Annotated in this window: 23 protein-coding genes; 11 read left to right on the top strand and 12 right to left on the bottom strand. The window is 44.8% G+C overall.

The window, feature by feature from the left end; genetic code table 11:
* The first annotated feature begins 133 nt into the window (after window positions 1-133).
* Entirely contained in the window at window positions 134-2,236 is a 2,103-nt protein-coding gene (locus MHO32_RS11030) for an alpha-galactosidase (protein WP_239211839.1), read from the top strand.
* A gap of 133 nt (window positions 2,237-2,369) precedes the next feature.
* On the top strand, window positions 2,370-4,091 hold the full coding sequence (locus MHO32_RS11025; RefSeq protein WP_029789440.1) for a solute:sodium symporter family transporter: 1,722 nt from the start codon (window positions 2,370-2,372) through the stop codon (window positions 4,089-4,091).
* A gap of 71 nt (window positions 4,092-4,162) precedes the next feature.
* On the opposite strand, the gene MHO32_RS11020 is transcribed toward MHO32_RS11025, so the two are convergent.
* The 3 genes from MHO32_RS11020 to rsuA form a co-directional block, all read right to left on the bottom strand.
* Window positions 4,163-4,825, bottom strand: a complete 663-nt coding sequence (locus MHO32_RS11020) for a DUF2913 family protein (RefSeq protein WP_009702485.1) — start codon at window positions 4,823-4,825, stop codon at window positions 4,163-4,165.
* Window positions 4,825-6,027, bottom strand: a complete 1,203-nt coding sequence (locus MHO32_RS11015; protein ID WP_005450614.1) for a Bcr/CflA family multidrug efflux MFS transporter — start codon at window positions 6,025-6,027, stop codon at window positions 4,825-4,827. Before MHO32_RS11015 ends, MHO32_RS11020 begins: the two co-directional genes overlap by 1 nt.
* Window positions 6,028-6,494: 467 nt before the next feature.
* Window positions 6,495-7,196, bottom strand: a complete 702-nt coding sequence (gene rsuA, locus MHO32_RS11010) for a 16S rRNA pseudouridine(516) synthase RsuA (RefSeq protein WP_009698137.1) — start codon at window positions 7,194-7,196, stop codon at window positions 6,495-6,497.
* A 74-nt stretch (window positions 7,197-7,270) separates the two neighbouring features.
* Between rsuA and MHO32_RS11005 the strand changes: the two genes are divergently transcribed.
* The 4 genes from MHO32_RS11005 (at window position 7,271) to MHO32_RS10990 (ending at window position 11,549) form a co-directional block, all read left to right on the top strand.
* A complete protein-coding gene (locus MHO32_RS11005; RefSeq protein WP_009698138.1) occupies window positions 7,271-9,022 on the top strand; it encodes a DEAD/DEAH box helicase in 1,752 nt (583 codons plus the stop codon).
* A gap of 77 nt (window positions 9,023-9,099) precedes the next feature.
* On the top strand, window positions 9,100-9,519 hold the full coding sequence (locus MHO32_RS11000) for a PepSY domain-containing protein (RefSeq protein WP_005450617.1): 420 nt from the start codon (window positions 9,100-9,102) through the stop codon (window positions 9,517-9,519).
* 31 nt (window positions 9,520-9,550) lie between these two features.
* Window positions 9,551-10,210, top strand: coding sequence for a response regulator transcription factor (locus MHO32_RS10995; RefSeq protein WP_005442273.1), 660 nt, complete (start codon window positions 9,551-9,553; stop codon window positions 10,208-10,210).
* Window positions 10,200-11,549, top strand: a complete 1,350-nt coding sequence (locus MHO32_RS10990; RefSeq protein ID WP_239211836.1) for an ATP-binding protein — start codon at window positions 10,200-10,202, stop codon at window positions 11,547-11,549. Before MHO32_RS10995 ends, MHO32_RS10990 begins: the two co-directional genes overlap by 11 nt.
* Window positions 11,550-11,658: 109 nt before the next feature.
* On the opposite strand, the gene MHO32_RS10985 is transcribed toward MHO32_RS10990, so the two are convergent.
* On the bottom strand, window positions 11,659-12,954 hold the full coding sequence (locus MHO32_RS10985; RefSeq protein WP_239211824.1) for an LssY C-terminal domain-containing protein: 1,296 nt from the start codon (window positions 12,952-12,954) through the stop codon (window positions 11,659-11,661).
* A 14-nt stretch (window positions 12,955-12,968) separates the two neighbouring features.
* On the bottom strand, window positions 12,969-13,703 hold the full coding sequence (locus tag MHO32_RS10980) for a glycosyltransferase family 2 protein (protein WP_239211813.1): 735 nt from the start codon (window positions 13,701-13,703) through the stop codon (window positions 12,969-12,971).
* Between the two features lie 422 nt (window positions 13,704-14,125).
* On the opposite strand from MHO32_RS10980, the gene rplY reads away from it, so the two are divergent.
* The gene (rplY, locus tag MHO32_RS10975; RefSeq protein WP_005450622.1) at window positions 14,126-14,404 is read left to right on the top strand and encodes a 50S ribosomal protein L25; all 279 of its coding nucleotides are present in this window, start codon (window positions 14,126-14,128) and stop codon (window positions 14,402-14,404) included.
* Window positions 14,405-14,628: 224 nt separating this feature from the next.
* On the opposite strand, the gene MHO32_RS10970 is transcribed toward rplY, so the two are convergent.
* Both MHO32_RS10970 and MHO32_RS10965 read right to left on the bottom strand, forming a co-directional pair.
* The gene (locus MHO32_RS10970; protein WP_005450623.1) at window positions 14,629-15,144 is read right to left on the bottom strand and encodes a GNAT family N-acetyltransferase; all 516 of its coding nucleotides are present in this window, start codon (window positions 15,142-15,144) and stop codon (window positions 14,629-14,631) included.
* A gap of 15 nt (window positions 15,145-15,159) precedes the next feature.
* Window positions 15,160-15,864: a GNAT family N-acetyltransferase gene (locus MHO32_RS10965; protein WP_239211810.1), complete on the bottom strand. Its 705-nt coding sequence runs from the start codon at window positions 15,862-15,864 to the stop codon at window positions 15,160-15,162.
* Between the two features lie 349 nt (window positions 15,865-16,213).
* Here MHO32_RS10965 and ushA point away from each other — a divergent pair, with 349 nt between their 5' ends.
* Window positions 16,214-17,929 (top strand): bifunctional UDP-sugar hydrolase/5'-nucleotidase UshA, encoded by a 1,716-nt coding sequence (ushA, locus tag MHO32_RS10960; protein WP_009698144.1) that lies wholly within the window; start codon window positions 16,214-16,216, stop codon window positions 17,927-17,929.
* 445 nt (window positions 17,930-18,374) lie between these two features.
* Window positions 18,375-18,596 carry a hypothetical protein gene (locus MHO32_RS10955; RefSeq protein ID WP_005450627.1) on the top strand — a complete coding sequence of 74 codons (222 nt, stop codon included), beginning with the start codon at window positions 18,375-18,377 and terminating at the stop codon, window positions 18,594-18,596.
* 117 nt (window positions 18,597-18,713) lie between these two features.
* On the opposite strand, the gene MHO32_RS10950 is transcribed toward MHO32_RS10955, so the two are convergent.
* Window positions 18,714-18,962 (bottom strand): DUF1289 domain-containing protein, encoded by a 249-nt coding sequence (locus tag MHO32_RS10950; RefSeq protein ID WP_017188178.1) that lies wholly within the window; start codon window positions 18,960-18,962, stop codon window positions 18,714-18,716.
* A gap of 220 nt (window positions 18,963-19,182) precedes the next feature.
* On the opposite strand from MHO32_RS10950, the gene MHO32_RS10945 reads away from it, so the two are divergent.
* Window positions 19,183-19,626 carry an META domain-containing protein gene (locus MHO32_RS10945; RefSeq protein WP_005450631.1) on the top strand — a complete coding sequence of 148 codons (444 nt, stop codon included), beginning with the start codon at window positions 19,183-19,185 and terminating at the stop codon, window positions 19,624-19,626.
* 77 nt (window positions 19,627-19,703) lie between these two features.
* On the opposite strand, the gene MHO32_RS10940 is transcribed toward MHO32_RS10945, so the two are convergent.
* The 4 genes from MHO32_RS10940 to MHO32_RS10925 all read right to left on the bottom strand — a co-directional run bounded on the left by MHO32_RS10940 (window position 19,704) and on the right by MHO32_RS10925 (window position 24,733).
* A complete protein-coding gene (locus tag MHO32_RS10940; protein ID WP_005450633.1) occupies window positions 19,704-21,194 on the bottom strand; it encodes a SulP family inorganic anion transporter in 1,491 nt (496 codons plus the stop codon).
* Between the two features lie 322 nt (window positions 21,195-21,516).
* Window positions 21,517-22,185 carry a hypothetical protein gene (locus MHO32_RS10935; RefSeq protein ID WP_005450635.1) on the bottom strand — a complete coding sequence of 223 codons (669 nt, stop codon included), beginning with the start codon at window positions 22,183-22,185 and terminating at the stop codon, window positions 21,517-21,519.
* A gap of 156 nt (window positions 22,186-22,341) precedes the next feature.
* Window positions 22,342-22,938, bottom strand: coding sequence for a response regulator transcription factor (locus tag MHO32_RS10930; RefSeq protein WP_045488283.1), 597 nt, complete (start codon window positions 22,936-22,938; stop codon window positions 22,342-22,344).
* Window positions 22,928-24,733, bottom strand: a complete 1,806-nt coding sequence (locus MHO32_RS10925) for a sensor histidine kinase (protein ID WP_005450639.1) — start codon at window positions 24,731-24,733, stop codon at window positions 22,928-22,930. Before MHO32_RS10925 ends, MHO32_RS10930 begins: the two co-directional genes overlap by 11 nt.
* 301 nt (window positions 24,734-25,034) lie before the next feature.
* On the opposite strand from MHO32_RS10925, the gene MHO32_RS10920 reads away from it, so the two are divergent.
* Complete coding sequence (locus tag MHO32_RS10920) at window positions 25,035-26,018, top strand: sulfurtransferase (RefSeq protein WP_239211807.1); 984 nt, start codon at window positions 25,035-25,037, stop codon at window positions 26,016-26,018.

Genomic DNA, 26,018 nt, shown 5'->3' with positions numbered 1-26,018 from the left:
AGCAGATCTAGCACACAAAACCGCGTTCTAAAACCTGTTCAAAGTCACATTTAGACGGCTATTCAATCGAAATAAAACCAAACAAGCGCATGATCATTTGCAGACTAAATGTTTGCGAAAACAGAGAAACAACATGCAAAAAATTGTTCACTTAAAATCCAAGAATCACAGCATGATCATTAAAGTGGATCGTGTTCCTGAAATCCTTCATTGGGGCGCAAAAATCGCTCAGATCGATCCCGATTTAATGCTCTCAACCGAGCGCCCTATATCTCAGGCTCGTCTTGATGTCGACGTACCCTTATCACTCTGCCCTGAGCTTGGTAGTGGTCACTTTAATGCGCCTGGGATTGAGGGACATCGCAATGGTGAAGACTGGGCTCCCGTGTTCACAACCACATCCGTAGAGCACGATGACAACAGCGCGACATTTACTCTGCAAGATGATATTGCCGGTCTTGAATTATTGATTGAGCTACAACTGGACTTTAACAGTGATGTGGTACAAAAACGCATCACCGTAACAAACACAACTGCCGGTGAGTATTGCTTGGGTAAGCTCTCCTCTACTCTGCCACTTCCTAACCATGCAAACGAGCTGATGACGTTCCACGGGCGTTGGTGTCATGAGTTTCAGACTCAGCGTCTGAGCTTTGAGCATGGTGGCTTTATGCAAGAAAACCGTCGCGGTCGCACCTCTCACGAAAACTTCCCAGGTTTGTTCACGGGCACCAATGGCTTTAGTGAGCAATTGGGGCAAGTTTGGGGCTTCCACCTTGGTTGGAGTGGTAACCATCAACTGCGTGCCGATGTTCGTAGTGACGGTCGCCGTTTTGTTCAAGCAGGTGAACTACTGCTGTCTGGTGAAAAGCGCTTACAAAGCGGTGAAACCTACCAATCACCATGGCTTTACGCGACATACAGTAACTCGGGTTTGAATGGAATATCAGAGCGATTCCACGAGTTTGTTCGTGCCAATATTATTCAATTTCCAAACAACAAACCTCGCCCTGTTCACTTAAACACATGGGAAGGCATCTACTTCGATCATAAACCCGAATACATCATGCAGATGGCAACCGAAGCCGCCGAGATGGGTGTCGAGCGCTTCATCATTGATGATGGTTGGTTCATAGGTCGTGATGGCGAACGCGCTGCACTCGGTGACTGGTACTTGGATGAAACAAAGTACCCAAATGGTCTTGAGCCTGTCATCGAGCACGTAAACAACAAAGGCATGGAGTTTGGTCTTTGGGTAGAGCCAGAGATGGTCAGCCAAGACTCAAACCTCTATCGACAACACCCAGATTGGGTATTAAGTCTACAAGGCTACCACCAGCCTTCAGGTCGTTGGCAATACGTGTTGGATTTGCAAAACCAAGATTGCTTCAACTACCTGTTTGAGCGTTTGAATGACTTACTGACTCGTTACAACATCGGCTACCTGAAATGGGACATGAACCGTGAATTGGTTCAACCAGGGCATCAAGGTAAACCTGCTGTGCATGGTCAAACGAAAGCGCTTTACCGCTTGCTAGACGAGCTTCAAGCAGCACACCCTGCAGTTGAAATTGAGTCTTGCTCTTCGGGTGGTGGTCGTATTGATTTTGAAATCCTTAAACGCAGTCACCGTTTCTGGGCTTCTGATTGTAACGATGCGCTGGAACGTCAAGCGATTCAACGTGGTATGAGCTACTTCTTCCCACCTGAAGTCATGGGCGCTCACATTGGTCCTGCAGAGTGTCACTCAACCAATCGTCGCCATGCGATCAACATGCGTGGTGTGACGGCGTTAAGTGGTCACATGGGTGTGGAGCTCGATCCAGTAAAAGAAAGCGCGGAAGAAAAACAAGCGTTTGCTCATTACATTCAACTGCACAAACAGTATCGCGATTTGCTTCATTCTGGACGTACTTTCCGCATCGATCCTGCCGATCAAAACCAGAACATCTATGGCGTTGAGAACGGGCAAGAAATGCTGATTACGGTGTGTCAGTTGGCAATGCCAAATCATGCGCTGCCATCTCCACTTCGCGTTAGCTGTGCGGATGAAAACGCCCGTTACGAAGTCAAGATTGTTGAAATGCCAAAAACCAGCTTCCAGTTGATGAAGCAACGTCCGCAATGGCTAGACAAAACCCTGACGTTAAGTGGCGATAACTTAAAGGAAATTGGGGTGACGCTTCCGATTCTCGACCCTGAATCGGCACTGATTGTACACCTTAAGAAAATTTAAACCTCTATCTGTGCCCTCTAGCGACCGGGTTTCAACTTCGCGTTGTTCCTGATAAAACACTCCTATACGCGCTAGAGGGACACCCTACAACTAACAAGCAAAACTTAATTGCTTAACTTGTTAAGGAAACAAAATGTCTATTACAGTATTACTTTCGTTCTTGCTGTTTACAGGCTTTGTTGTGGTGTTCACTTACAGCAAAGTTAAAAACGATAAAAACACCTCTCAAGACGGTTTCTTCCTTGGTGGACGAAGCTTAACAGGTGGGCTGATTGCCAGCTCCTTGATTCTTACCAACCTGAGTGCTACTAGCTTTGTTGGCATGAGTGCACAATCCTACACCCACAACATGAGTGTGATGGGTTGGGAAGTGGCCTCTGGCGTCACACTGGTTATCATTGCGCTGCTGCTTGTCCCTCGCTACCTCAAGCAAGGTATCACCACCATTCCTGACTTCTTAGAAAGCCGTTACGACATGTCGGTGAAGAAGTTCGTTACCCTGTTGTTCTTGTGCCAATACGTCATCAACATTCTACCTACCACTCTTTACGCTGGCGCAGTGGTACTGGGCGAAATCTTTGATGTGCAAGGTTTATTGGGTATTTCTGAGTTCAGCTCTATCGCCCTTATTTCTGCCACTATTGGTTTGCTGGGTTTCTTTTACGCGATTTACGGCGGTCTAAAAGCCGTGGTAATTGCAGACACGATCAATGGCGTAGGCTTGATCACTGGCGGTTTGATGATCCCTGTATTTGGTCTGATGGCATTAGGCGGCGGTAACTTTATGGAAGGTTTAGACGTATTGCTGACTGCCGCCCCAGAAAAGCTGCAATCCGTAGGTAAAGAAACCGATCCACTGCCGTTCTCTACCCTGTTCACAGGTCTATTGTTGGTGAACTTGTACTACTGGGGTACTGACCAATCTATTATCCAACGTGCACTTGGCGCGAAGAACCTGAAAGAAGGTCAGAAAGGTGTGATTCTCGCGGGTGCGATTAAAGTTATCTCTCCACTTTTCCTAATCATTCCGGGCATCATTGCTTTCCATATGTTTGGCGCAGATGCAGGCAACCCAGACACGATGTACACACGCTTGGTGAACGAGGTATTGCCTAAGCCGCTTGTTGGTTTCTTTGTTGCGGTCATGTTCGGCGCAATCCTAAGTACCTTTAACGGTGTATTGAACAGCTCAACAACCTTGTTTGCTTTGAACGTTTACAAGCCACTATTTGGCAAAGGCAAATCGGATGAAGAGTTAGTCGGGAAAGGTCGTATCTTCGGTGTTATCATTGCGATCATTTCGGTCTGTATTGCCCCTTTCATCATGTACGCACCAGAAGGCTTGTTCCAATACCTACAAATGGTTGCGGGCTTCTTTAGTGTGCCTATCTTCACCATCGTATTTGTAGGCTACATTTCCAAACGTGTACCGGCTATTGCCGCTAAAGTTGCTTTGGTCGTATTTGTTAGCTCTTACGCCGCGATGCAATTGGTCTTTGGTACACCAATCCACTTCCTACACCAATTGGCGATTCTATTCGTCGTGTGTACTGCTCTGATGTTTGCGATTGGTCACTTCATGCCACGTGAAACAGACTACGTAATGCCTGTAAATGAGAATATCGATGTGACGCCGTGGTCATTCCGCTTTGAAGCATCAGCGGTCATCATCTACATGGTATTGGGCGCTTACGTAATGTTCTCAGACTTCGGTTTTGTCTCAAGCGATCCGACTATCATGCAAGTGTACGGGTTCTGTGGTCTGGTCTTGATGTTCGGTGTGGTTTCTAACTACTTCATCAAGCGTAGAAAGCATAAGCAAGTGACTAAACTGAATGACATGTACATGCCATAAATAAGATCGATAAGTCACGGATATAAAAAATCGGAGCACAGGCTCCGATTTTTTATGATGCGATAGATGAATTAGTCTGCTTTAAATGACAGTGGAATCTCTGCCAATTGATTGCCTTCGTTCGCAGGGAAGATAAGGTACTCACCGTGGTATTTCACCATCGATTTGTAGTCAGTGACCTTGTGCACCATGTAACCTGCTTGCGATGCTTTTTCAACGAACTCTGCGTGGTTACCGCGAACAAACCAACTCATCGGTTTTACCAACAGCTCACCATCAAAACAGCTTTCACACTGGTCAGCACATAAGGCTAGTGAGTTTTGACCTTCTGTGTAGATTTGTACTTTACCGCAGCCAACTAACTGCTCAGAAGTTGACACTTCCCAGCCCGCTTGCTCCATCGCATCAAGAAACGCTTCAATGTCAGAATCTTTGATCACTTTAGACTCTTCACCTTCAGGGAAAAACTGCGCGTAAAAGCCTGAGATGCGTTTAAAGATAAATAGCAAACCAGCATCGTTGCCTTTTGAGCGACCTGCTTTTTGCCAACGCGTTAGATCATCACCTACAGTGCGACCAAAACGCTGTGACTTCAGCGCCTTGGTTACCCAACGAACCAAGTAATGATTGTTCGCTACTGGTGCATTTGCCAATTTACCAGAGCGATGCTCTTGGTCTAAATCTGCCAAAGCAGCGTTAACTAAATTTTGAATTTCTTTGGTGTAATTAGACATTACGCCTTTCTTCCTAAAGTCCAATAAAACAGTGCAGACAGCACTGAACAAGCAAACATAACAACGATCATCGGCCACGCAACGCCACCGGGCATTGCTGCAACAAGCGCACCAATCAATGAACCTGTGCCAAAGCGCAGAGTACCAGCAAGTGAAGATGCAGTGCCTGCCATCGTTGGGTAGCCACTTAACAGCAGCGCCATCGAGTTACTACCAATCGTAGACAAGGTTCCGATAAACAGCACTACAAATGGCACGATGCCCCACAAACCAAGATCAAGCATCCAACCAGCAAACAGTCCAATACCAGCAATCAACTGGATGGTTAGACCGAAGCGCAGCATAAAATGGGAACCGACCTTTTTCACCATGCGACCATTGAGACTGGTCATGATGATCATTGCCACAATGTTCAAGCCAAATAGGTAACCAAATTGGTCTGGCCGAACACCGTATAAATCGATATATATAAATGAACCCGCAGTCAGGAATGCAAACATGCCTGAGAACGAGAACGCACCTGAGAGCATTAACCCTAACGCTTCAGGGTTAGAACACAGACGTGCATAGTTACGAATCGTGGTTCTGAATCTTAATGGCTGACGGTTTTCTGGTTTCAATGTCTCTGGAATCATCCATAGAACAAGCAAGATCACCACAACCGCGAAGATAGCGAGCACCCAAAAGATTGAACGCCAACCGAACCAGATCGCGAGGTGACCACCAATCATCGGTGCAACCAAAGGTGCAATCGTGATCACTAACGTCACGAATGACATTGCACGCGCAAAATCTTCACGGTCAAACATGTCTCGTACAACCGCTTGGATAATCACAGCCGCTGCCGCACCCGCAAAACCTTGTGCCGTACGCACATAAGTAAGCGCATCAATACCGTTAGTCGTTGCACTGACTACCGCTGCCAAACCAAAAAAGAGCACACCTAAAATGAGTACAGGTCGGCGACCATAGCTGTCGGCTAACGGACCATGAATCAGCTGACCTATTGCGAAGCCTGCTGTATAAGCCGTTAACGTAATCTGTACAGCACCTGCCGTTACACCAAGATCTTTAGCGATGGTTGGCATAGCCGGCAAATACATATCGATAGCAAGTGGCGTCAACGCACCAATTGCACCGAGTACAAGGAACAATAAAAAACTGATTTGTGACTGGGGAGCACTTTGGGCTTTTTCTGTCATTGCCTTACCTCTTGTTGTGTCCTCCCATCAACATTCCACATTGATTGAGATAGATGATTGACGCTTCCCTTACCCCGAATCCGTAACAATCACGGAGACAGAGCATAGTATCCTTACTATTGAGAAGATCATAAAAGACGAAAGTATACCAAGGCGGTCTTGCCTAACTCGACGCTAAAAACTGCATGATGAGTATGCAGAACGAAAAAGTAACCGAGCTAAAACGAAGAGGCGACGACGTTAACACCGTCTGTACTTATCGTCAGTAAGGACCAACAAGAGAAAAGACTTTTCTCAGATTAAATACAGTTCTGCCTGCGTTTATGAGCGGCGAATGCGCGTCTTGTTCAGACACTAAGACTTATTTGGTAGGAATCCCCATTCTGAGCGATTTCCTACCAAAACACTAGTTCCTATCAGGAATTAAACAATTTCCCAGAACAGCAATTACTTCCAACCAGAGTGAATCATTTCACTACTGATTCGACTTCTTCTTCTGTTAAGAATCGGTAATCACCCGGCTCAAGCGATTCATCAAGCACAATTGAACCAATACGCTCACGGTGAAGGTGTTCAACCTTGTTGCCGAGCGCAGCAAACATACGCTTCACTTGGTGGTATTTACCTTCCACAATCGTTAACAGCACTTCGTTTTCAGCTTCGTTTACAATTTCAAGGTGGGCAGGCAATGTTGGTTCGCGTTCATTACGTAACTCAATACCTTCGGCAAACTTTTCAACGTAATCAGGTTGAATCGCATCCACAAGCCATACGCGGTACGTCTTTTCACATTTGTGTTTTGGCGACGTAATACGGTGGGACCATTGACCATCGTCAGTGATCAACACAAGACCAGTAGTGTCCACATCCAAGCGACCAGCAAAGTGTAGGTTTTCTACCTTTGGCTCATCAAGCAACACGAATGCGGTTGGGTTATGCCCATCTTCATGTGAACACACAAAGTCCGCAGGCTTGTACAACATAATGTAACGAGGACCAGGAGCACCAACTTCGCGCCCTTCCCACTCAACCACACCACCTTCTGGCACTTTGAAAGCACCACTCTTTTGTACTTCGCCATCAACGGTCACTTCGCCACTTTTGATGATCTTCGTTGCCTGCTTGCGAGTCGCACCCAGCCCATCACACAAATATTTATCTAAACGCATGAATACCTCTAATGTTTAAGGTCGGGTATTATAGCGATCCTAATTCGAATAGTTGAGCAATTTCACAGATTTTCATGTACACCCTTCGACCATACCAAGCCGACTCTGTTAAAGCGGTGATTCACTATTTTCGTAAACACACCACACCAGCAGTCATTGTGCTGCCTACAGGTGCAGGTAAAAGCTTGGTCATTGCAGAGCTAGCAAGACTTGCCAAAGGGCGCGTCCTAGTACTTGCTCATGTAAAAGAGCTGGTGGAACAGAACCACGCTAAGTACGAAGGCTATGGACTGAAAGGCTCAATATTCTCAGCGGGTCTTGGACGTAAAGAAACCGATCAGCAAGTGGTGTTTGCTTCTGTACAATCAGTAGTGCGCAATCTGGACTCTTTCAAGAATCAATTTTCCTTGTTAGTGATTGATGAATGCCATCGCGTGCCAGACGAAAAAACCAGTAGCTACCAAAAAGTAATCACGCACCTAAGAGAACTCAACCCAGGCATTAAAGTTTTGGGGTTAACCGCAACCCCATACCGCTTAGGCATGGGCTGGATCTATCAGTATCACACCCGTGGACAAGTTCGCACGGAAGAGTCACGCTTTTTCCGTGACTGTATCTTCGAACTCCCTATCCGTTACTTACTGGATGAAAACTTCTTAACACCAGCTCGCATGATGGACGCGCCAGTCCTATCTTATGACTTCTCACAACTCAAACCAGCAAACACAGGTCGATACAAAGAAGCTGAGATGGACATGGTGATCGACAAAGCTAAGCGAGCGACACCACAGATCGTTGAACAAATCATTCAATACGCCAAAGAACGCAAAGGCGTAATGGTATTTGCAGCTACAGTTCGCCATGCACAAGAAATCCATGGTTTATTGCCTGAAGGCGAAACCGCGATTGTGATTGGTGACACGCCAACACCAGAGCGCGATGCCATTATTCAGTCGTTCAAGAATCGTGAGATAAAGTACTTGGTTAACGTGTCCGTTTTAACCACGGGCTTCGATGCACCACATGTGGATTTAATCGCGATTCTGCGCCCAACCGAGTCGGTCAGCTTGTATCAGCAAATTGTTGGTCGTGGTTTGCGTCTGTCGGAAGGCAAATCAGAATGTCTCGTACTGGATTACGCTGGCAACAGCTATGATTTATATCAGCCTGAAGTGGGCGATCCGAAGCCAGATTCCACTAGCGAAATCATCACCATCCCTTGCCCCGCTTGCGGCTTTAATAACAACTTCTGGGGAAAACTGGATAGCAATGGCTTTTTGCTGGAGCACTTTGGTCGTCGTTGCCAAGGATATTTTGAGGACGATGAGACCGGAGAACGTGAGCATTGCGGTTATCGATTTAGAGCTAAATATTGCGGCGAGTGTGGCGCTGATAACGACATTGCAGCGCGTATTTGTCATGAGTGTGATGCCACGCTGGTTGATCCAGACAAAAAGCTCAAGGAAGCATTGAACCTAAAAGATGCGCTGATCTTTGAATGTACCGAGATGGACTTGTCAGTATTTAAGTCCAGTGATGGCAAATCACAGTTGAAAGTGACGTATTCCGGTGAAACCTATCAAGGAGAAGGAAATGCATTGGTTCACGAATTCTGGTCACTGAATACCAAAAAACAGAAGCAAATCTTCAAAGACCAGTTTGTACGCCCTCACCTTGCTGACAAACATCGTCCATTTGAAGAGGCGTCGCCAACCAGAGTCGTGGCAAACCAGCATCGTTTCCGTCTGCCACAATTCGTGATTGCTAGAAAGTCAGGGCGTTTTTGGAAACTGCGCGATAAGATCTTTGACGACGAACTAAGATAAGCGAATGCTCACGAATTCACTTTCTGTTCATGTACAGCACGATATAATCGTCGTAACTCATTGAAAAAGGCTTTGCTATGTCTACCTCCTTCACTCCGCGCAAACTTCCCGTGCTGCTAGGCTTAGTGCCACTTTTATTGTCAGCACCAAGTTTTGCATCTCACCATGATCATCATGATGAAAAAGACGGTCATGCCATCGTTCGTGACGTTGAGAAACCGGGAACTCGAATTGAATTCGATGAAGATCAAGATGAAGTCTATCGTGCCGTTCAAAAAGGTTACATTCGCCCATTCTCCGATATGTACGCAGCAGTGGAGAATGATTTGTATGGGCGTATTATTAAAGTTGAACTCGAAGAAGACGATGACGAATGGGTTTACGAGCTGAAAATCTTGTTCAATGACAGTGTGATAAAAGTGGAATACGACGCTGCCACACTAGAGATGCTCGAGATCAAAGGGCGTAACTTCAATAAAGCTCTTAAGCCGCAGTAATCGATATCCAAACATAATTAGAAGAAAGAATATGAAAATACTTGTTGTCGAAGATGAACCTCGCCTAGGCGAACAGATTTTAGAAACGTTGGAAAACAATGGCTGGGTGCCAGAGCTTTCTCAAGACGGTATCGACGCGCTTTACCGTGCGACCTCTGAAGAATGGGATGCAATTGTGCTCGATCTAGGTTTACCAAAACTAGATGGGCTAACGGTCCTTAAAGGTATTCGAGACGAGAACATTAATACACCTGTGGTAATTCTGAGTGCCCGTGACACATTATCTCAACGTGTTGAGGGTTTGAATGCCGGAGCCGACGATTATCTAACCAAGCCATTTGAAATGGTTGAGCTAACGGCTCGCCTTCGCGCTCAATTACGCCGTGCTTCAGGTAACGCCTCACCTGTCATGCAGATTGGTGATTTAAGTTTAGATACGCGCTCATCAAAAGTGCTGTGGCAAGGGCAAGCAGTAAGCTTAACCGCGTTAGAATATAAAGTGGTCGCGTACTTCATGCACAACCCAGAAAAAGTCATTTCTCGTACCGAGTTGGTAGAACACATCTACAAGCAAGACTTCGACCGTGACTCAAACACCATCGAAGTGTTTATCGGTCGTATTCGCAAGAAGATCGCCCCAAAAATCATCAAAACCGTCCGCGGTTTAGGGTATCAATTGAATGCGGAATAGAAGCAAACTTCCCATGCACATTCTTAAGCGGCTGAGCATCAAAAGCCGCTTAGTGCTAGCGGCGGTCGTTTGGCTCACAGCGATGATCCTCGCGGCGGGCGTCACGATCCCAACCCAAGTTTACAGCTATATGGTGGACGACACTCGCTCCCAATTGAATGTCTACATGGACGAGATTGCCGCCCAGCTCGAAGTCGACAGTAAAGGTCAACTCACCCTTCCTACTCAACTTTCCGACCCAAGATTTAATCGTCCATACAGTGGTCTTTACTGGAGCGCATCAACGGACACAAGCCTAGAACGTTCGCGTTCACTATGGGATAAGAAAATTGAGTACAAAGGATTGGATAAAGACGCCTTTGGCGCACGTGATGAAAAACTTATCACGTTGAAAAAGACCCTTTATCTACCGGACTACGATGGTCCTATTGATGTCATCATTGGCATTGACGAAGATCCAATTGAAGGCACGATTCAGTCTTTAACTGGGCAGCTTTGGATCATTTTAGGATTGCTCTTTGCTGGTGTTCTTGCGGTTATCTTGCTGCAAATCGCCTGGTCATTGAGTCCGCTAACCAAGCTGCAAAGAGAGTTAGCCGAACTGAAATCAGGCAACAAGAAAGGCTTGGAAGAAGAGTACCCGAAAGAAATCTCACCTTTGATTTCTGACCTTAATGCCCTGCTCTTTCACTATCAAGAGCTACTTGAACGTGCACGCAATCATGCAGGAAACTTATCTCACGCGCTGAAAACACCACTTTCGGTTTTAAAAAACGAAGTACAAAACTTCACGCCTGAAGAACAAGAACGCTTGAACGCGCCAATCACACAGATCCAACAACACATCGATTACCACTTAGGTCGCGCTCGTATGGCTGGTTCAATGAACATTCTTTCGGTGAAATCGAACCCTTCAGAGCGCGTTGATGCCATATCCATGGCGTTTGACAAGGTCTACGCACATCGTGACGTCACACTGATTAACGAGCTTTATTCTGAATTGAACGTCGCCGTAGAGAAAACCGATCTGGATGAAATGGTGGGAAACTTACTGGAAAATGGCTACAAATGGGCGAACAGCATCATTCGTGTTCATTCAACGTTAGATAAAGACAACATTCATATCATTGTTGAAGACGATGGTCCGGGTATTCCTCCTGAGCAATTATGCCAAGTAATAAAGCGTGGCTACCGTCTGGATGAAACAACACCAGGATCCGGTTTAGGTTTAAACATTGTCAGTGAAATGGCGCACAGTTACCGCGGTCAACTTGAATTATCAGAGAGTAAAATGGGAGGGTTAAAAGCCACCTTGATTCTGCAAAAGAGCCGCGCTTAAGTCAGCTTACATCAGTCACTCACAGTATTACTTTAAAATGGCACTTATCGATTTATTCGCTAAGTGCCATTTTTATATACCCAAGTAACCTCAAGATGCTTGGGTATATCTAAATAGCGCTTTGATTGGGTAAGTTTAATGCTAGCGATGGTTCACTAATCAACAGCACATTCCCATCCGAGTAGTAGTCGTGCTTACTATCCATTGCGACAGGTTGCGCTAACGAATGTAACTCTCCTACTAGCGCTAAATGACTGACTTCAATTTGATTCGCTAGACGGTCTCTTTCGCTGTCCACATTAGGATCTATTCGATGCAACACCGTCACAATACCCGAGTAATGTGCCAACTTGAGACCGTCATCGTAACTAATCGCTCCGACCCAAATCGGTTGACCAGACTTTGATTCTAACCCTGCTTGCCACCAGCGAACATGAGAGCGTTTTAACAAACTTCCGGGCTCTTGGAATGCCATCGACTGTGGCTTGCCATTCCAAAACAAATCAGAAACGGGCGGCAGCTTCTGCTTCAATAAGCTCACATAGTCTGCCAATTCAATGTCGTTCCTTGAAAAGGTTTGATTCTCTAGCCAGCCGAGCTCTTGCATTAGGCTTCGCGGGGATTCTCCGACGTACACCAAGTTGACTGCCTGAGCGTCAAACACATTCGAGCGCCCCGGATAAACCTTAAAGCCGATATCATTAAGGACTATCGATTGATTTTCAGTAACGCTGGGTTGTTCAATATTGTCATCTGCTAGATAGAAAAAGTGTCCATAATTCGCAGCAACTAAACATAACACTAAAGCCGTTAGGGATTTGGTCCATTTACGTGACCAGTTTTTCTTCCAAGCCACAAGAGCGAATACAGAAGCGATGAGTACTGAGGCAATAAGAAGCTTATGCTCAACAAGGATGAACTTTATGGAATCAAGTGGAATCCATGTGTTAAGACCCGCAGCAAGCAAATACCCAGCAACGACAAATTGCCCAACACCAAGTATCAATCCAATTGATGAACAGACAGTAAAACGCTTCCAACTCACATTCGCAGTACCCGCCATAAATGGCACGACCCAAGCAACAGGTCCGAGTAAGCGTGCAAAGATCAAAATGGCATTGCCGCGTTTTTTCATCAACAAACGACAACGAGCGATTGGACGCCTTGTCTTGGCTTGCCAACGAATCAGCTTCTTCTGTGCTTTAGAGCCAGAACGCTTACCAATAAAGTAACTGAGTTGATCGCCAACCCAACCGCCCAACAAAACGGCGACAACGCCCCAACTCACACCTTGGTGCAGTTGATAGCCCGCAGCGAGCAAAAACGGCTCGCCCGGGACAAAGAGATTGGGTCCAATCGTCGCATCCAGAAATGCTCCGAAAAACAGACTGATGGCTTCCAGCATGCAGCCTCCGACGATTACGAATGTTGATCTTTGTAGTGACCGAATTTGTATTCCATTTCGTTGTTACGCATCTCGCCAAAGAAGAATCGACGTACATTGGCTTTGAAATAGGTCATGCCCATCTTAAAGAAGCCGTCTTGCTCAAGGCGGCGCGGATCGAATTCAAACGTCATCGGCAAGAAACGGAAACGCCATGTTTTAGAAGCGCGTTTTACGTAATCACAATCTTCGCAAAGTGTAATAGACTCATCAAAGCCGTTGATCTCTTTGTGTGCGCGTTTGGTAGAGAAAATACAAGCACCTACCGCAGTTGGGAATGTGTACTGAGTAATAAACAATCCCGCGTTAAACATGCCATAACCCAACTTATGTGCCATTGGCAGATTTTTTGAGCCCATGTAAACACCAGCAACTTCCAACTTCGCATCCTCAAGCTTACTCATTGCACGGCTCAGAAAATCACTCGATAAGCGCACGTCCGCATCTAAGAAAAGAATACGTTCATACTTCGCCAGTTCTGCACCTGTATTACGTCCTAGGCTGACACCACGCGTATCCATGCGGTGCACTGTCAGTTCTGGCAATGAGCTTTCGTAAGCTTGTGCAACTTCACGTGTCGAATCTTCGCTGTTCGAATCCACCACGATCACTTCAAAGTTCTGGTGAGTTTGTTTGGTTAAATCTTCAAGTAGTCGGCCAATACGTTTTTCTTCATTAAGGGTAATAATCACGATACTGATAGGATTCATAATGTGCTCCATTGAGGTTGTCCGTTTATGTACGATGGAGAATAGAACCGACTGACTTAACGGTTACTGAGGTCAACATTCATTTTGCGTTCATTTTGTGAATAACAGATGTCGTTAATGAATGAATTAACTTGGAAAGAGGATTGAGTCCTAGGCAAATAAAAACGTACTGACAAAAAGCCAAATAGGTTAAAATCAGCGCAATGCGGACAAAGTTTTGCCGACACCACAAAACAGACACTCTTCTTGACGAAGAATTACTGGCTTTTTGGTGATTTAGGTACAATTTTGGTTGCTGAATGTAGAGCAGGATGATAGTATCCGCGCTCGCTTGAACAGTTCCTGTTTCAAGCTTTACTACGAACACAAGGTCGCATTGTGTTTGTAAAGTTTTATTTTTTACTAATTTGAGAGTAAATACTATGAAATTCGAAGCAGTAGTACGTACTGAACTAGGTAAAGGTGCGAGCCGCCGCCTACGTCACGCTGGCAAATTCCCTGCAGTTGTATACGGCGGTGAAGAAGCAGCAGTTGCTATCGTTCTTAACCACGACGACATCGTTAACCAAATGGACAAGCCTGAGTTCTACGAAGGTATCGTTCTAGTGATCGACGGCGCTGAAGTTAAAGTTAAGCCACAAGACGTTCAACGTCACGCTTACAAGCCAAAAGTTGAGCACATGGACTTCATCCGTATCTAATTCCCTACCAAGGAATTAACGGATAAAATCCAAACCTTTTGCATAAAGATTATCGGACTTACCAACCGAGACATCTAAAAAATTTCAAAACCCCGGAGACTTACCACCTCCGGGGTTTTACTATTTAGAACAGAAGTAAATCTCCCCTACTCTTTTCTCAATTCTCTTTTCATTACCGATAGTGCTTTTCTGCAAACACCGCATTAAACACTCTCACCAGTAAGTTATGTTCGTGCTATGTACTTCACCAGCGTCACGTCGTTGAGCGTCATATCATCGATAACCTCCGACTCTTCCTCTCCAGATCGCACAAAGCCACACTTCTTATAGAAATTAAGCCCTTGTTTATTGGTGTCTAACGCCTTAAGGCTAATTTGCATCACTGGTGTCGAGAGTAAACGAGTTTCTAATTCATCAATCAGAGCACTGCCAGCGCCCTGCCCGAAGTATAAAGGCGAAACATAGCAACAAGTAACCGTTGCCGTCTTGTCTTCGCTGGTGTGATCAGGCAGTTCATAACTTAGAAAGCCCACAATCTCTTTCTGTTTCTCAACAACAATGAGATTGGCCAGTTGCTCCGTCATTACTCGCGTCCACATACGCTCTCGACGTTCTCGAGTAAATTGGTCAATGTAACTCTGCGGCATTAATCCTCGGTAAGCGACTTGCCATGAATCAACGTGTATTTTGGCGATCTGATCCGCTTCATCTCTCACTGCATTTCTAACTGTATATCCCATTGCTTGCCTTTCTCACTACTCCGGAGTAAACACTCTTTGACGACTGTACGCTTCAAACCCCAAAGACTGGCAGAGCCTTATTGAAGGCGTATTTTCACTATTTACTCGATACCTAATTTTGCGCTGCCTCGACTTCACTTCATTGATTAAATGACTGAGCAGGCGTTTTCCATACCCTTTTCCTCTTGCTTTAGGAGAAACCAATATGGATAAAGACTCAAACGGCTCTTTCCCTTTATAACAATAAGAAGCAAGCACAGCGACCAGCTCATTTTTGTCAAATATGCCGTAAAAAAAATGGCTATCGAGGTCAAGGTCCGCTTTAAGGATATCTTCTTCGCTCATTCGGCTGACAAAAGATTCAAGTAATTCGAGATCAGATTCGATCGAGAGAGGAATTATCCCATCGTCTTTGTTGACGTTGTCGTCATTAAATAAATAGTAGTCGACATCATCATATTCACAGAACATTTGTTTATTATTGAGTTTTCTCTCCAGCTCACTTGGCTGAAAATGTTTAATTCGTTCCCATAATTTAGGGGGACAAGATATAAACGTAACGGCGTCTGATTGATATAAAAATACAGCGCAAAGATCGGAGAACTTTTGCCAATAGTGAGGGTCATAAGAATAGCCATTGTACAAATTACAGCTCACACTGAACTGCTTTTGCCATGAGCAATCGATTTCCGCGGCAAGTGCGGTTGTTTTTTTGAGCATCCTTACTCCTCAACACAGCGTACAGAAAAATCTTAACTATTTGTTTCGTAGAGAGTAAGAAGACATTAATCTGGCAAAATAATCACCAAAGTTTGCTCCATATCTCACCAAAATGCGTATTGATTCACATTAGAAAATTGAAATCAATTAAGCGACTCACAAATTTAATTAGTAAAAACATTAAATCCTTTCTAAATACGGTTTCTGTTTATTTGTCGACGCGGTTTGCAGCCCTGTTATTTCCTGTATTCAACAAAACTGTAAATAAGATATAGATCACTAAAGTTTCACATTATTTCCGTATATTTCACGCCGTAATAAAATCAAAATCACAAAGAAAGGATCCCTTATGAAGTTTTACAAATCCCTTTTGGTACTTTCAGTCGGCGCTGCGCTAGCAGGATGTGGCTCAGACAGCGACAACTCTCCAATCACTTGTGACACTGCAGATTCATGTACCAAGTTCACTGTTCTTCACACAAACGATAACCACGGTCGTTTCTGGGAAAACAGCAAAGGTGAGTACGGCATGGCTGCACGTAAAACACTGATTGAGTCTATTCGTGCTGAAGTAGCAGCAAATGGTGGCGAGTCTATCCTACTGTCTGGTGGTGACATCAACACAGGTGTACCAGAGTCAGACATGCAGAACGCTGTGCCAGACTTCGTAGGTATGAACCTTCTGGGTTACGACGCAATGGCTGTGGGTAACCACGAATTTGATAACGCTCTAGATGTTCTAGATATGCAAGCTGAGCTAGCTGATTTCCCAATGCTAGCAGCAAACATCTACAAAAAAGATGCGGACGGAAAAGTAACTGATGAACGTTACTTCGCTCCTTATAAAGTCTTCACGATTAACGGTCTGAAAATTGCGGTTATCGGTCTTACTACTGAAGATACAGCAAAACTTGTAAACCCAGACAACGTAAAAGACATCTACTTCCAGGATCCTCAAGTTGAAATCCAAAAAGTGCTGGGCGAGATCGAAGCTAACGAGAAAGTCGACCTAGTATTCGCAACAACACATATGGGTCACTACCAAAATGGTCAAAGTGGTAGCGAAGCGCCTGGTGATGTTCAACTAGCACGTTCTCTAAAAGAAGGTGAACTAGACGCTATCATCGGCGGTCACTCGCAAAACCCAGTATGTATGGAGCCAGGTACGAACAACTACGCGGACTTCAAACCAGGTGATGAGTGTACACCAGATCAGCAAAATGGCACTTACATCATGCAAGCGCATGAGTGGGGTAAATACGTAGGTCGTGCAGATTTCGAATACTACGATGGCAAGCTTCACCTAGCGAACTACGCACTGATTCCAGTAAACCTAAAAGCGAAAGATGAAAATGGTGATTACCAATTCATTCAAAACCAAATTAAACCTGATGCAACAGTAAAAGCGCTGCTTCTACCATACCAACAACAAGGTCAAGATTTGCTGGACGAAGTAATCTCAAACACAGACGGCAAGCTTGAAGGCGACCGTAATGTTGTCCGTTCACAACAAACTAACCTTGGTCACCTACTGGGTAAAGCATACCGCACGAACAAGCTAGTGAATGCTGACTTTGGTGTAATGAACTCAGGCGGTGTACGTGATTCTATCCAGAAAGGTGATGTCACTTACCGCGATGTTCTAACAGTTCAACCTTTTGGTAACTTTGTAACAAAAGCAACCATGACTGGTGAAGAGGTTAAAGCTTACCTAGACGTTGTAGCAACAAAATCTGCTGGCTCTGGTGCATACGCTCAACTAGACAACATCACGCTATCAGTTAACTGTGATGCGAAAGACGTAACGATTACAGACATCAACGGTAAAGGCTTTGATCCAAAAGCTGAGTACACTTTCTCTGTAATTAGCTTTAGTGCAGCGGGTGGCGATAATTACCCAATCATCGATGTTAAATCAACCCAGCAAACAGATGCAGCTATACTGCGTGAGTTCTTCGTTAATAACCCTCAGATTTCTGCGGCAGATTTCGATAAGAACTTGGGTAACATTGAGTACTTGAGCAACGGCCAATCAGTGAAAGGCTGTCCTGCTTCAGGTAGCTAATTTACTTCATTCTTGTCTACACTTAGACATTGACAGCCATTCGGTTGCATAACAACTGAGATAAGGCGTGTCAGACTGACTCTAAGACCAACCGGAGCCCAAGTGGCTCCGGTTTTTTTATTTGCGCTAAATCTCTGATAAAACGCCACCTTCACAAATCGTTCAAAAAATGTTCATTTACGTTGTTGACGACCATGTGTAGGGCTTCTATGTTTGATAAGGTCTTTCGAATATGAAGATTCATCAACTGTGTTTGAGCAATTAACTTTTATTCACACAGTCAATGATTCTGAGAAAGATGCGAATGGCGTTACAAACACTGCTCTCAAACAATTTGTCTCTCAGACTTCAAACGAAGGCGATGGGCTTCTACGCTCCCGCCAATGAGCAGCGATCTGAACGCCAATGTGTTCAAACTGCTGCCATCGAGTTCTGGAGGTCAAAAATGAAACGAGCCAGCAACAGCTATAGACTGCAGATAATTAAAGAAGTGGTCACTCGCAGAGAGCGTGAAGCATGTACTGATCCAATGGCAAGATACATTCATCAAATGATGGATGAATTACCCACCAGTAAATTAGACGTGGAACAAAATCACCGCTTTGCCGGTAGTCACTTCGACGAACAAGCAGGAGGCTGGGTAAGCGACCAATGGTCTTTAAAGTAACGCCAAGTGCTCATCACTTTGAGCACGAAAATGGATAGGAGCTTCCCGGCTCTTATGGATAAGTAGTTCAGACTGGGCCGGGAATAGTTAGTCATAAGTAATAAAGCGTAAACAACACTAAAACAAATCCTGTTGCGGGGATAAGTCATCTTGAGGCAGTTCTGCTTTCCCCTTCCCTGCTAGCACCTTTCTTCTGTACCTCTGACGACACAGCTTAATCACGTGCAACTGTTGTGCAGGAGTAAAACTCAGCCAATTAAACCGCTCTTCTCGTTTACGCATGCATCCCTTGCAATAGCCCTTTTCGTCAGAAGTGCACACTCCGACACAAGGACTTGGGACGGTAAAAAACTCCAGTTGCTCCATGCTCAACCCGTTCTTTGGTTATCTCATCAAGACCCGATTCACTTATAGTCGAATAACTGTAAGAAATTTCGAAGTTTTCGCTGAATTTTAGTACCTGGAATGGGATCTCTGTTATAAAATACGCCGTGTTTAAAAACATACGAAACCATAACCGTATGCTGACAAAAACACTGTTTTATTACCTATACTTACCACGTTTTCTAAAAACGGAGTCAATAAAATGAAGCTTAGCCTAAAAACGTTAGTAGCAGCAATCTCACTTCCAGTTCTAATGACTGCATGCGCTAGCAACGGTGACAATGTGAAAGAAATTACGGCTCAAGATCTACAGCACCACAACTGGCAGCTAGTTCAAATCGATGGCAAAAACATCGCAGCAGAAGAACGCCAAGCACCTCGCTTAGAAATTGGTGAAAACCTAACAGCGAACGGTAATGCAGGTTGTAACAACTTCTTCGGTCAAGCTGAACTAAAAGATAACCAACTACGCATCGAGAAAATGGGCATGACCATGAAGATGTGTATGGAAGACCAAATGAAGATTGAAAAAGTAATGTCTGAAACGCTTTCTGATTGGAGCGACATTACTCTGACTAACGATGGTCTAGTACTGAAAAACGCAGATCACGAACTAACGTTCACACTGCGTGACTGGGTAAACTAATCCCACATTTGTTTCTGAGACAATAAGTCTCTGAAAGAATCCCTAAAAAAGCAGCCCTTTGGCTGCTTTTTTTGTTTCTAATGCCCCATACCTTGCTTAGCCAGCTTTTCAGGATCATCATAAACCGCGTGGCGATCTATCATATCCAAGGTTGCTTCATTCATTCCGGTTACAGCAACAATAGAGCCGCCTTTACGAAACTTAATGATGGCTTTATCCAAAGCTGATATTGCTGTGATATCCCAAAAATGCGCATCGGATAAATCAATCGTGATGTATCGCGTCGCATTATCGAAATCAAACATATCAGTGAAACTATAAGCGGAAGCGAAAAAGATTTGCCCATGAACTTTGTGAATCGTATGGTCGTTATCAACAATGACTTCATCCGAAACCTTCATTAAAGTCCGGCTCTGATTCACATAAAAGACACACGCTAATAAAACGCCCACCAGCACACCAATAGCAAGATTGTGGGTGGCAACAACCGCAATCACCGTCGATAGCATGATAAGGTTTGTCGATAAACTGTGTTTACGCATTTCTGCAATGGAGTGCCACGAGAAAGTACTTATCGCAACCATGATCATCACTGCAACGAGCGCAGCCATTGGGATTTGTTTGAGGTAATCCCCCAAAAATACCACCATGATCAGCAAAAACACACCGGAACAAAGCGTCGATAAACGTGTTCGACCGCCAGACTGGATATTGATCATCGACTGACCAATCATTGCGCATCCTGCCATACCGCCAAACAGCGATGCGACCATATTCGCAATCCCCTGTCCTTTGCACTCGTCGTTTTTCTCACTCTCTGTATCCGTCAACTCATCGACGATAGATGCGGTCATCAGTGATTCAAGGACACCGACAATGGCGAGAGCTAATGAATAAGGGAAAATGATTTGGAGTGTTTCAATGTTGAAGGGAATATCGGGAATCATGAATACGGGAAGCGAATCGGGTAGCTGCCCCATATCGCCAACAGTACGAATATCGATATCAAACATCAACGCAACCACTGTCACCGTGATAATGCATACCAAAGGGGACGGTAGCATTTTTCCGATTTTCGGCACATATGGAAACAAATAGATGATGGCTAGTCCTAAAACGGTCAATGCATAAACGGACCAAGAAACGTTCGTCAGTTCAGGCAGTTGCGCCAAAAAGATTAAAATTGCCAACGCATTTACAAATCCAGTCATAATGGACTTAGACACAAAACGCATTAAATCCCCTAGCCTTAAGTAGCCAATCAATAACTGCAGTACACCAGCGAAAAACGACGCAGCGAGCAAATATTGCAGACCATAATCTTTAACTAAAGTGGTCATCAATAGCGCCATCGCTCCGGTTGCCGCGGAAATCATTCCGGACCTTGAGCCAGTAAACGCAATCACGACACAGATGGAAAACGAGGCATACAAACCCACTTTGGGGTCGAGTCCTGCGATGATAGAGAATGCAATAGCTTCTGGAATAAGTGCCAGTGCTACAACAACTCCTGATAAACAATCTCCTTTAACGTTGTTAAACCAAGTATCTTTTGTAAATTTAAACATAAATCTCTCATAAACGTATTGCCTTAGTTGGTGCATTGCGCACGGTGAAGGGAGTGATGCAAACGCATCTGAGAGATCGTTCTAGGGCGGACTAATGAGCAAAAAGCACCTTCCTTATTCGTCAATTGAAACGTCACGGTTTTTCTCGATAAGAGCCAGTCAAAAACAAAACCAGCCTCATCGAAGGTGTGCTTTATATCACTTAAAAAATGTAATTTGTAATAAATTCTTACAAAACCAAGTAAATTTGCCTACAAGTAACCATAAAAAAGCGCCTCTAAAAGGAGGCGCTTCTTCATTCATAACATCTACTTAAGTGACTTCAAAATGACTGCTGAGAATAAGATTGTCCATCAAAACCACTTAATTGCTCGTACGCTTTAGACAAAATAGCAATCCCGATGATGGTCACTAGGAAGCTTAATAAACTCATTAGGATTGGCAGTTGTAAATACGCCAGAGGTGATATTGCGATACCACACAGAAGCGGTACCAAGATCACTACACCCATCATGTACCATGTGTACCCTTTGGTTAAGTTCCATGCATAAGGGAATGACACACCTTTACCAATAGCAATGGCGGGAAACACCAACACCAATCGGCAACAGATCACACCAAGTGCGAACAGTACAATTGCGGCAAGCGCAACGTTAATCATCGCAAAGATGGCGGCAACGGCGACTACTGCAACTGTCATCACCAAGTAATGACCGATGAACCACATTTCGATCTTGCCAAGGGTGAAACGCCCCCACTGAGGGACAGATTGAGGACCTTTAAGGATAATACTGTGCACGTTAATCGCGACGATCGCAGACAATAGCGCCATCAAGATTTGTACGAAGATAGCAGCACCATCGCCTTCACTTGCACCTAAAAGGAGATCAAGAATAACAGAAAAGAGAATCGGTAAAGCGGTCGCTTTCGCAATCGCTTGTTTATGCGTGTTTAGTGAAGCAAAGGCACTTTTAACGGTATCGACAAACATAGTTAGGTTCTAGCCAAGATTAAGATTCATTTCATTTTGGGTACTGATGTTATCTTCCTGATACCGGTTGAGCAAACCTTTCCCAAAATATCATTAGGTTACAGTGATTAATTCGACCTAAATAGCTCAGTTCGTTGCCCCCAAAACATAAATCAATTAGATCAAATGCCCGACTTTGCGAATCAATACTGCAAGGCTTTCTGCTTCAAGTTTTTTCATCACATTAGAGCGATGTACCTCAATTGTTCTTAGAGAAACACACAACGAATCGGCCATCTCTTGGTTTTTCATCCCCTTGACTACCAATCCAAGTACTTCTTTCTCGCGCTTGGTGAGATTCTGTAATACCTGTTTCGCACTCAACTTTTCACCGTTTTTTAATGACTGTGCCATAGCATTATCCACTGCAACCACAAGCGCGTTTCCATCAACAGGCTTTTGAAAGAAATCTAATGCGCCATCTTTTAGTGCATCGACAGCCATAGGTATGTCGCCATGACCAGTTAGGTAAATCACGCTGATAGGGCTGAATTTCTCATTCATTACATGATGGACATCTTGTCCCCGCATCTCGGGCATACGGCTATCAAGCAAAACACAACCCGGAGCCGACAATTCAGCGTTGTTGAGAAAATCTATCCCACTAGAAAAAGACTCAACCTCGTAACCATAACTTTCCAACATAAACGCCATGGATTCTAATACTGGCTCTTCATCATCAACGATGTAGAGTGGACAAAGGTTACGACTCATAACAAGCCTCCTGATACGGTAAAACAATGGTCACCTGACACCCAGTGGGCTCTATGGACCTAAATTGCATGCTGCCTTGGTGCGCATCGAGTACATCACGACATATTGCCAGACCTAGCCCTAATCCATTTTCCTTCGTGGTGTAGAAAGCTTGGTCCAATGGCGTACTTTCTTCTTCAATTCCAATGCCGTTGTCCGTCACGTCAATGATGACCATCTCATCACAGAAGCTCACGTGCAGATCCACGTACAAATCTCTACGTTTCGGCGAATGGCTCAAACACGCATCTTTGGCATTATTTAAAACATTGAGAATGACCTGCTGCAAACCTGTCACATCTGCAAAGACTTTTTGCGGCTCACCAGAGTAAAGCACGCCAAGTTGGATTCGATGACGTTGGAATTCGTAATCCACCAGCTTCATCGCTTCTTCAATCAAACAAGGTAGATCCACCCAGTTTTTTTCAATCGGTGTTTTGTTTATCAAGCTACGAAGGCGCTGAATGATGTCGCTTGCAGAAGTCACCTGTTGTTGGATTTTATCGAGGATTGGCGCCATTTCTTCGGCAGTCGCGCCATGTTCCATGCGCATTTTCGCCCCTTGACTGTAGTTTTTGATTGCTGCCAATGGTTGATTAATTTCATGCGCAATACTGCTACCAAGTTCACCGACAATGGTGATACGTTGGGCATGCTCCAACATTGAGCTCTTACGGCGTAAGTCGTTCATGGTGGTTTTTAACGTTTCACGACTACGTTGAAACTTCCATTCCAACCAGAAGTGATATCCCGTCAATAGCAGCAAAGTCAGTAACGACGCCATTGCGATCGCTTGGTTCTTATGCAGCCATTCTTGTGCTTTTTGTCCCCAAGATTTTTGCAACGGATGCATGTCTAAGTGCTTGTAGACTTTATCAACGTTAATGCTCGGCGCAGGCAACATCCAGCCAACGTTATTCGCCGCAACGGCTGCTGGATGATCTTCTGGCATTGCGAAAAGGGTTTGCGCCACCATTTGCCCCACATCCGTGGGCGCTCGCTCTGTCATAGCCATGGTCCAGTTTGGATACAGTGGCGTGCTCACCGCACAAACAGAATCAGCAGGACGCTTCTCATTCAATACACGTAAGCTGTGCAGTTGGATACGCCCCTCCTTCGCCATGTTCTCCAGAGTACATGCAGGGACGATCGCGACATCGAGATCGTTCTTGATCACGTCCAATATCAACTGGTCAGTTGGTGGACCAGTAAAATGAATTTTTTCGAAGAAAGAGGAATTGAAATAGCCGAGCTTATCGAGCTCATAACGCAGCGCGAGAAAGCCACCAAAGGCTTTTTCCGATACCGCCGCGACATTAGCTTTATTGATGTCACGCAGCGTTTTATAAGGCGACTCTTCACGCACCACTACCACCGAAGCAATCGACTTATTTGGTAGGTTGCTATAGGCAGTTTTTTGCGTTGCCAACCAGTTGATTGGGTATTCACGTGCCAACTTAGTCGCCTGCCCTGGACTAGTCAGAATGAAGTCAAGCCAACCGTGCAAAAATGCATCTTCAAGTTGGTCGAAATCGTAAGTATGTAGGTTGAATTGATAGCCAGGATTCTGAGTCTCCAACCAATCCAAAGTTGGTTGCCACGCTTCACGAGCATGTGCGTGTCCACGCAGCGCTAAAACGCCAACATCGTAGTCTTTTCTCGGTACTTTTTGATCATTAGCAGAGGCAAAAGAGGTAAAGAAAAAGGAGAGAGCAAAAATGAAAAGAATTAACTTTTGAGAATAATTATCAATCACTTATGAAATACTACCAAAACTCGGTTGTGGCACATTTTAGCACCACTTCCCCCTTCTACTTTGTTGCTTTAGATCAATCCCACATCATTATTGTGGGAAACCACAATATCGTCATTTAAACGATTTCCTCAGAATGCCTTACCCATAAAGGGGTAGAGCGCATTTCCGCTTATTTTAAGCCATGAACACCAAAAATGATTAAGAAACGTTCATGTCAGCACTGCCCCATCAAAAGCATTCTATCTGTCGAAACATCGAGGATTCGGCAGCAAAACTTTAAATTAAAATATGGAAGCAACTCATGAAAAAATCGACGATTGCGTTGGGTGTGTTAGCAGCTGTCACAGCGGTTGGCTACTCAGCTTACAATACGATGTTCTCAGCTGAGGCTGTGATTGTGGATGCCGCTGCTCAAGAGCAGAAATTCGCAGAATATGCTCATCCTGAGCACTTCATTTCGGCACAACAACTTAAGTCGCTGATGGACGGCGACAAAGATGTGGTTGTGATCGGTGCGCTAAACCCTATCAAACCAGATAGTCCTATTTCTGGCTCTTACACTATGTGGCGTAACGATTACTCGGCGGCTGATGGTCAATACGACTTCGGTGGTATGAGCAATAACACCGAAGAAATGGAGACCATTCTGGGCAGCTTCGGCGCAACAGCTGACAGCACAATCGTGGTTTACGCAGCAGGCTCTCACCACGATGCCGCTCGCCTTTACTGGCAAATCCATAACCTTGGTCATCAAGACGTTCGTTACCTAGATGGTGGCTTGAACGCTTGGATGGGCGCTGGTTACCCAACTGGCTCTGCAAACCCAAGCGTTGCCGCAGTTGAATACAAAGCACCGAACACAAAACAAGACAACAACACGCTAGCGACACTGGATATGGTTATCGCAGCGCAAAACAACCCTGATTGGGTGATCCTAGATACTCGCGGCAACGACGAGTTCAACGGTGACGTTGCGGTTTCTGGTGCGTACGGTCCGGGTACTATCCCAAGCAGTGTTCACATTAACTGGACCAAAGCGTTAAACGCAGACACAACGCTGAAATCTGCACAAGAACTGCAAGCTCTTTATGGCGACATCATCAAAGGCAAAAAAGTGATCGCTTATTGCCAATCCGGTGTTCGTTCTGCCCACACCACCATGATTCTTACTGAAGTACTTGGCGCAGAAGGCGTCTACAACTATGACGGTTCATGGATCGAGTACAGCCATGCTCACTATGAGCAGAAAAAACCTGAAGTGAACGTTATCAACGGCAAGAGCTAA

It is taken from the genome of Vibrio sp. MMH1-50, assembly GCF_022347645.1.
Classification (GTDB): Bacteria; Pseudomonadota; Gammaproteobacteria; order Enterobacterales; family Vibrionaceae; genus Vibrio; species Vibrio harveyi.
Note: the sequence above shows the minus strand (reverse complement) of the source record. Positions and strands in the feature narration are given on the sequence as shown.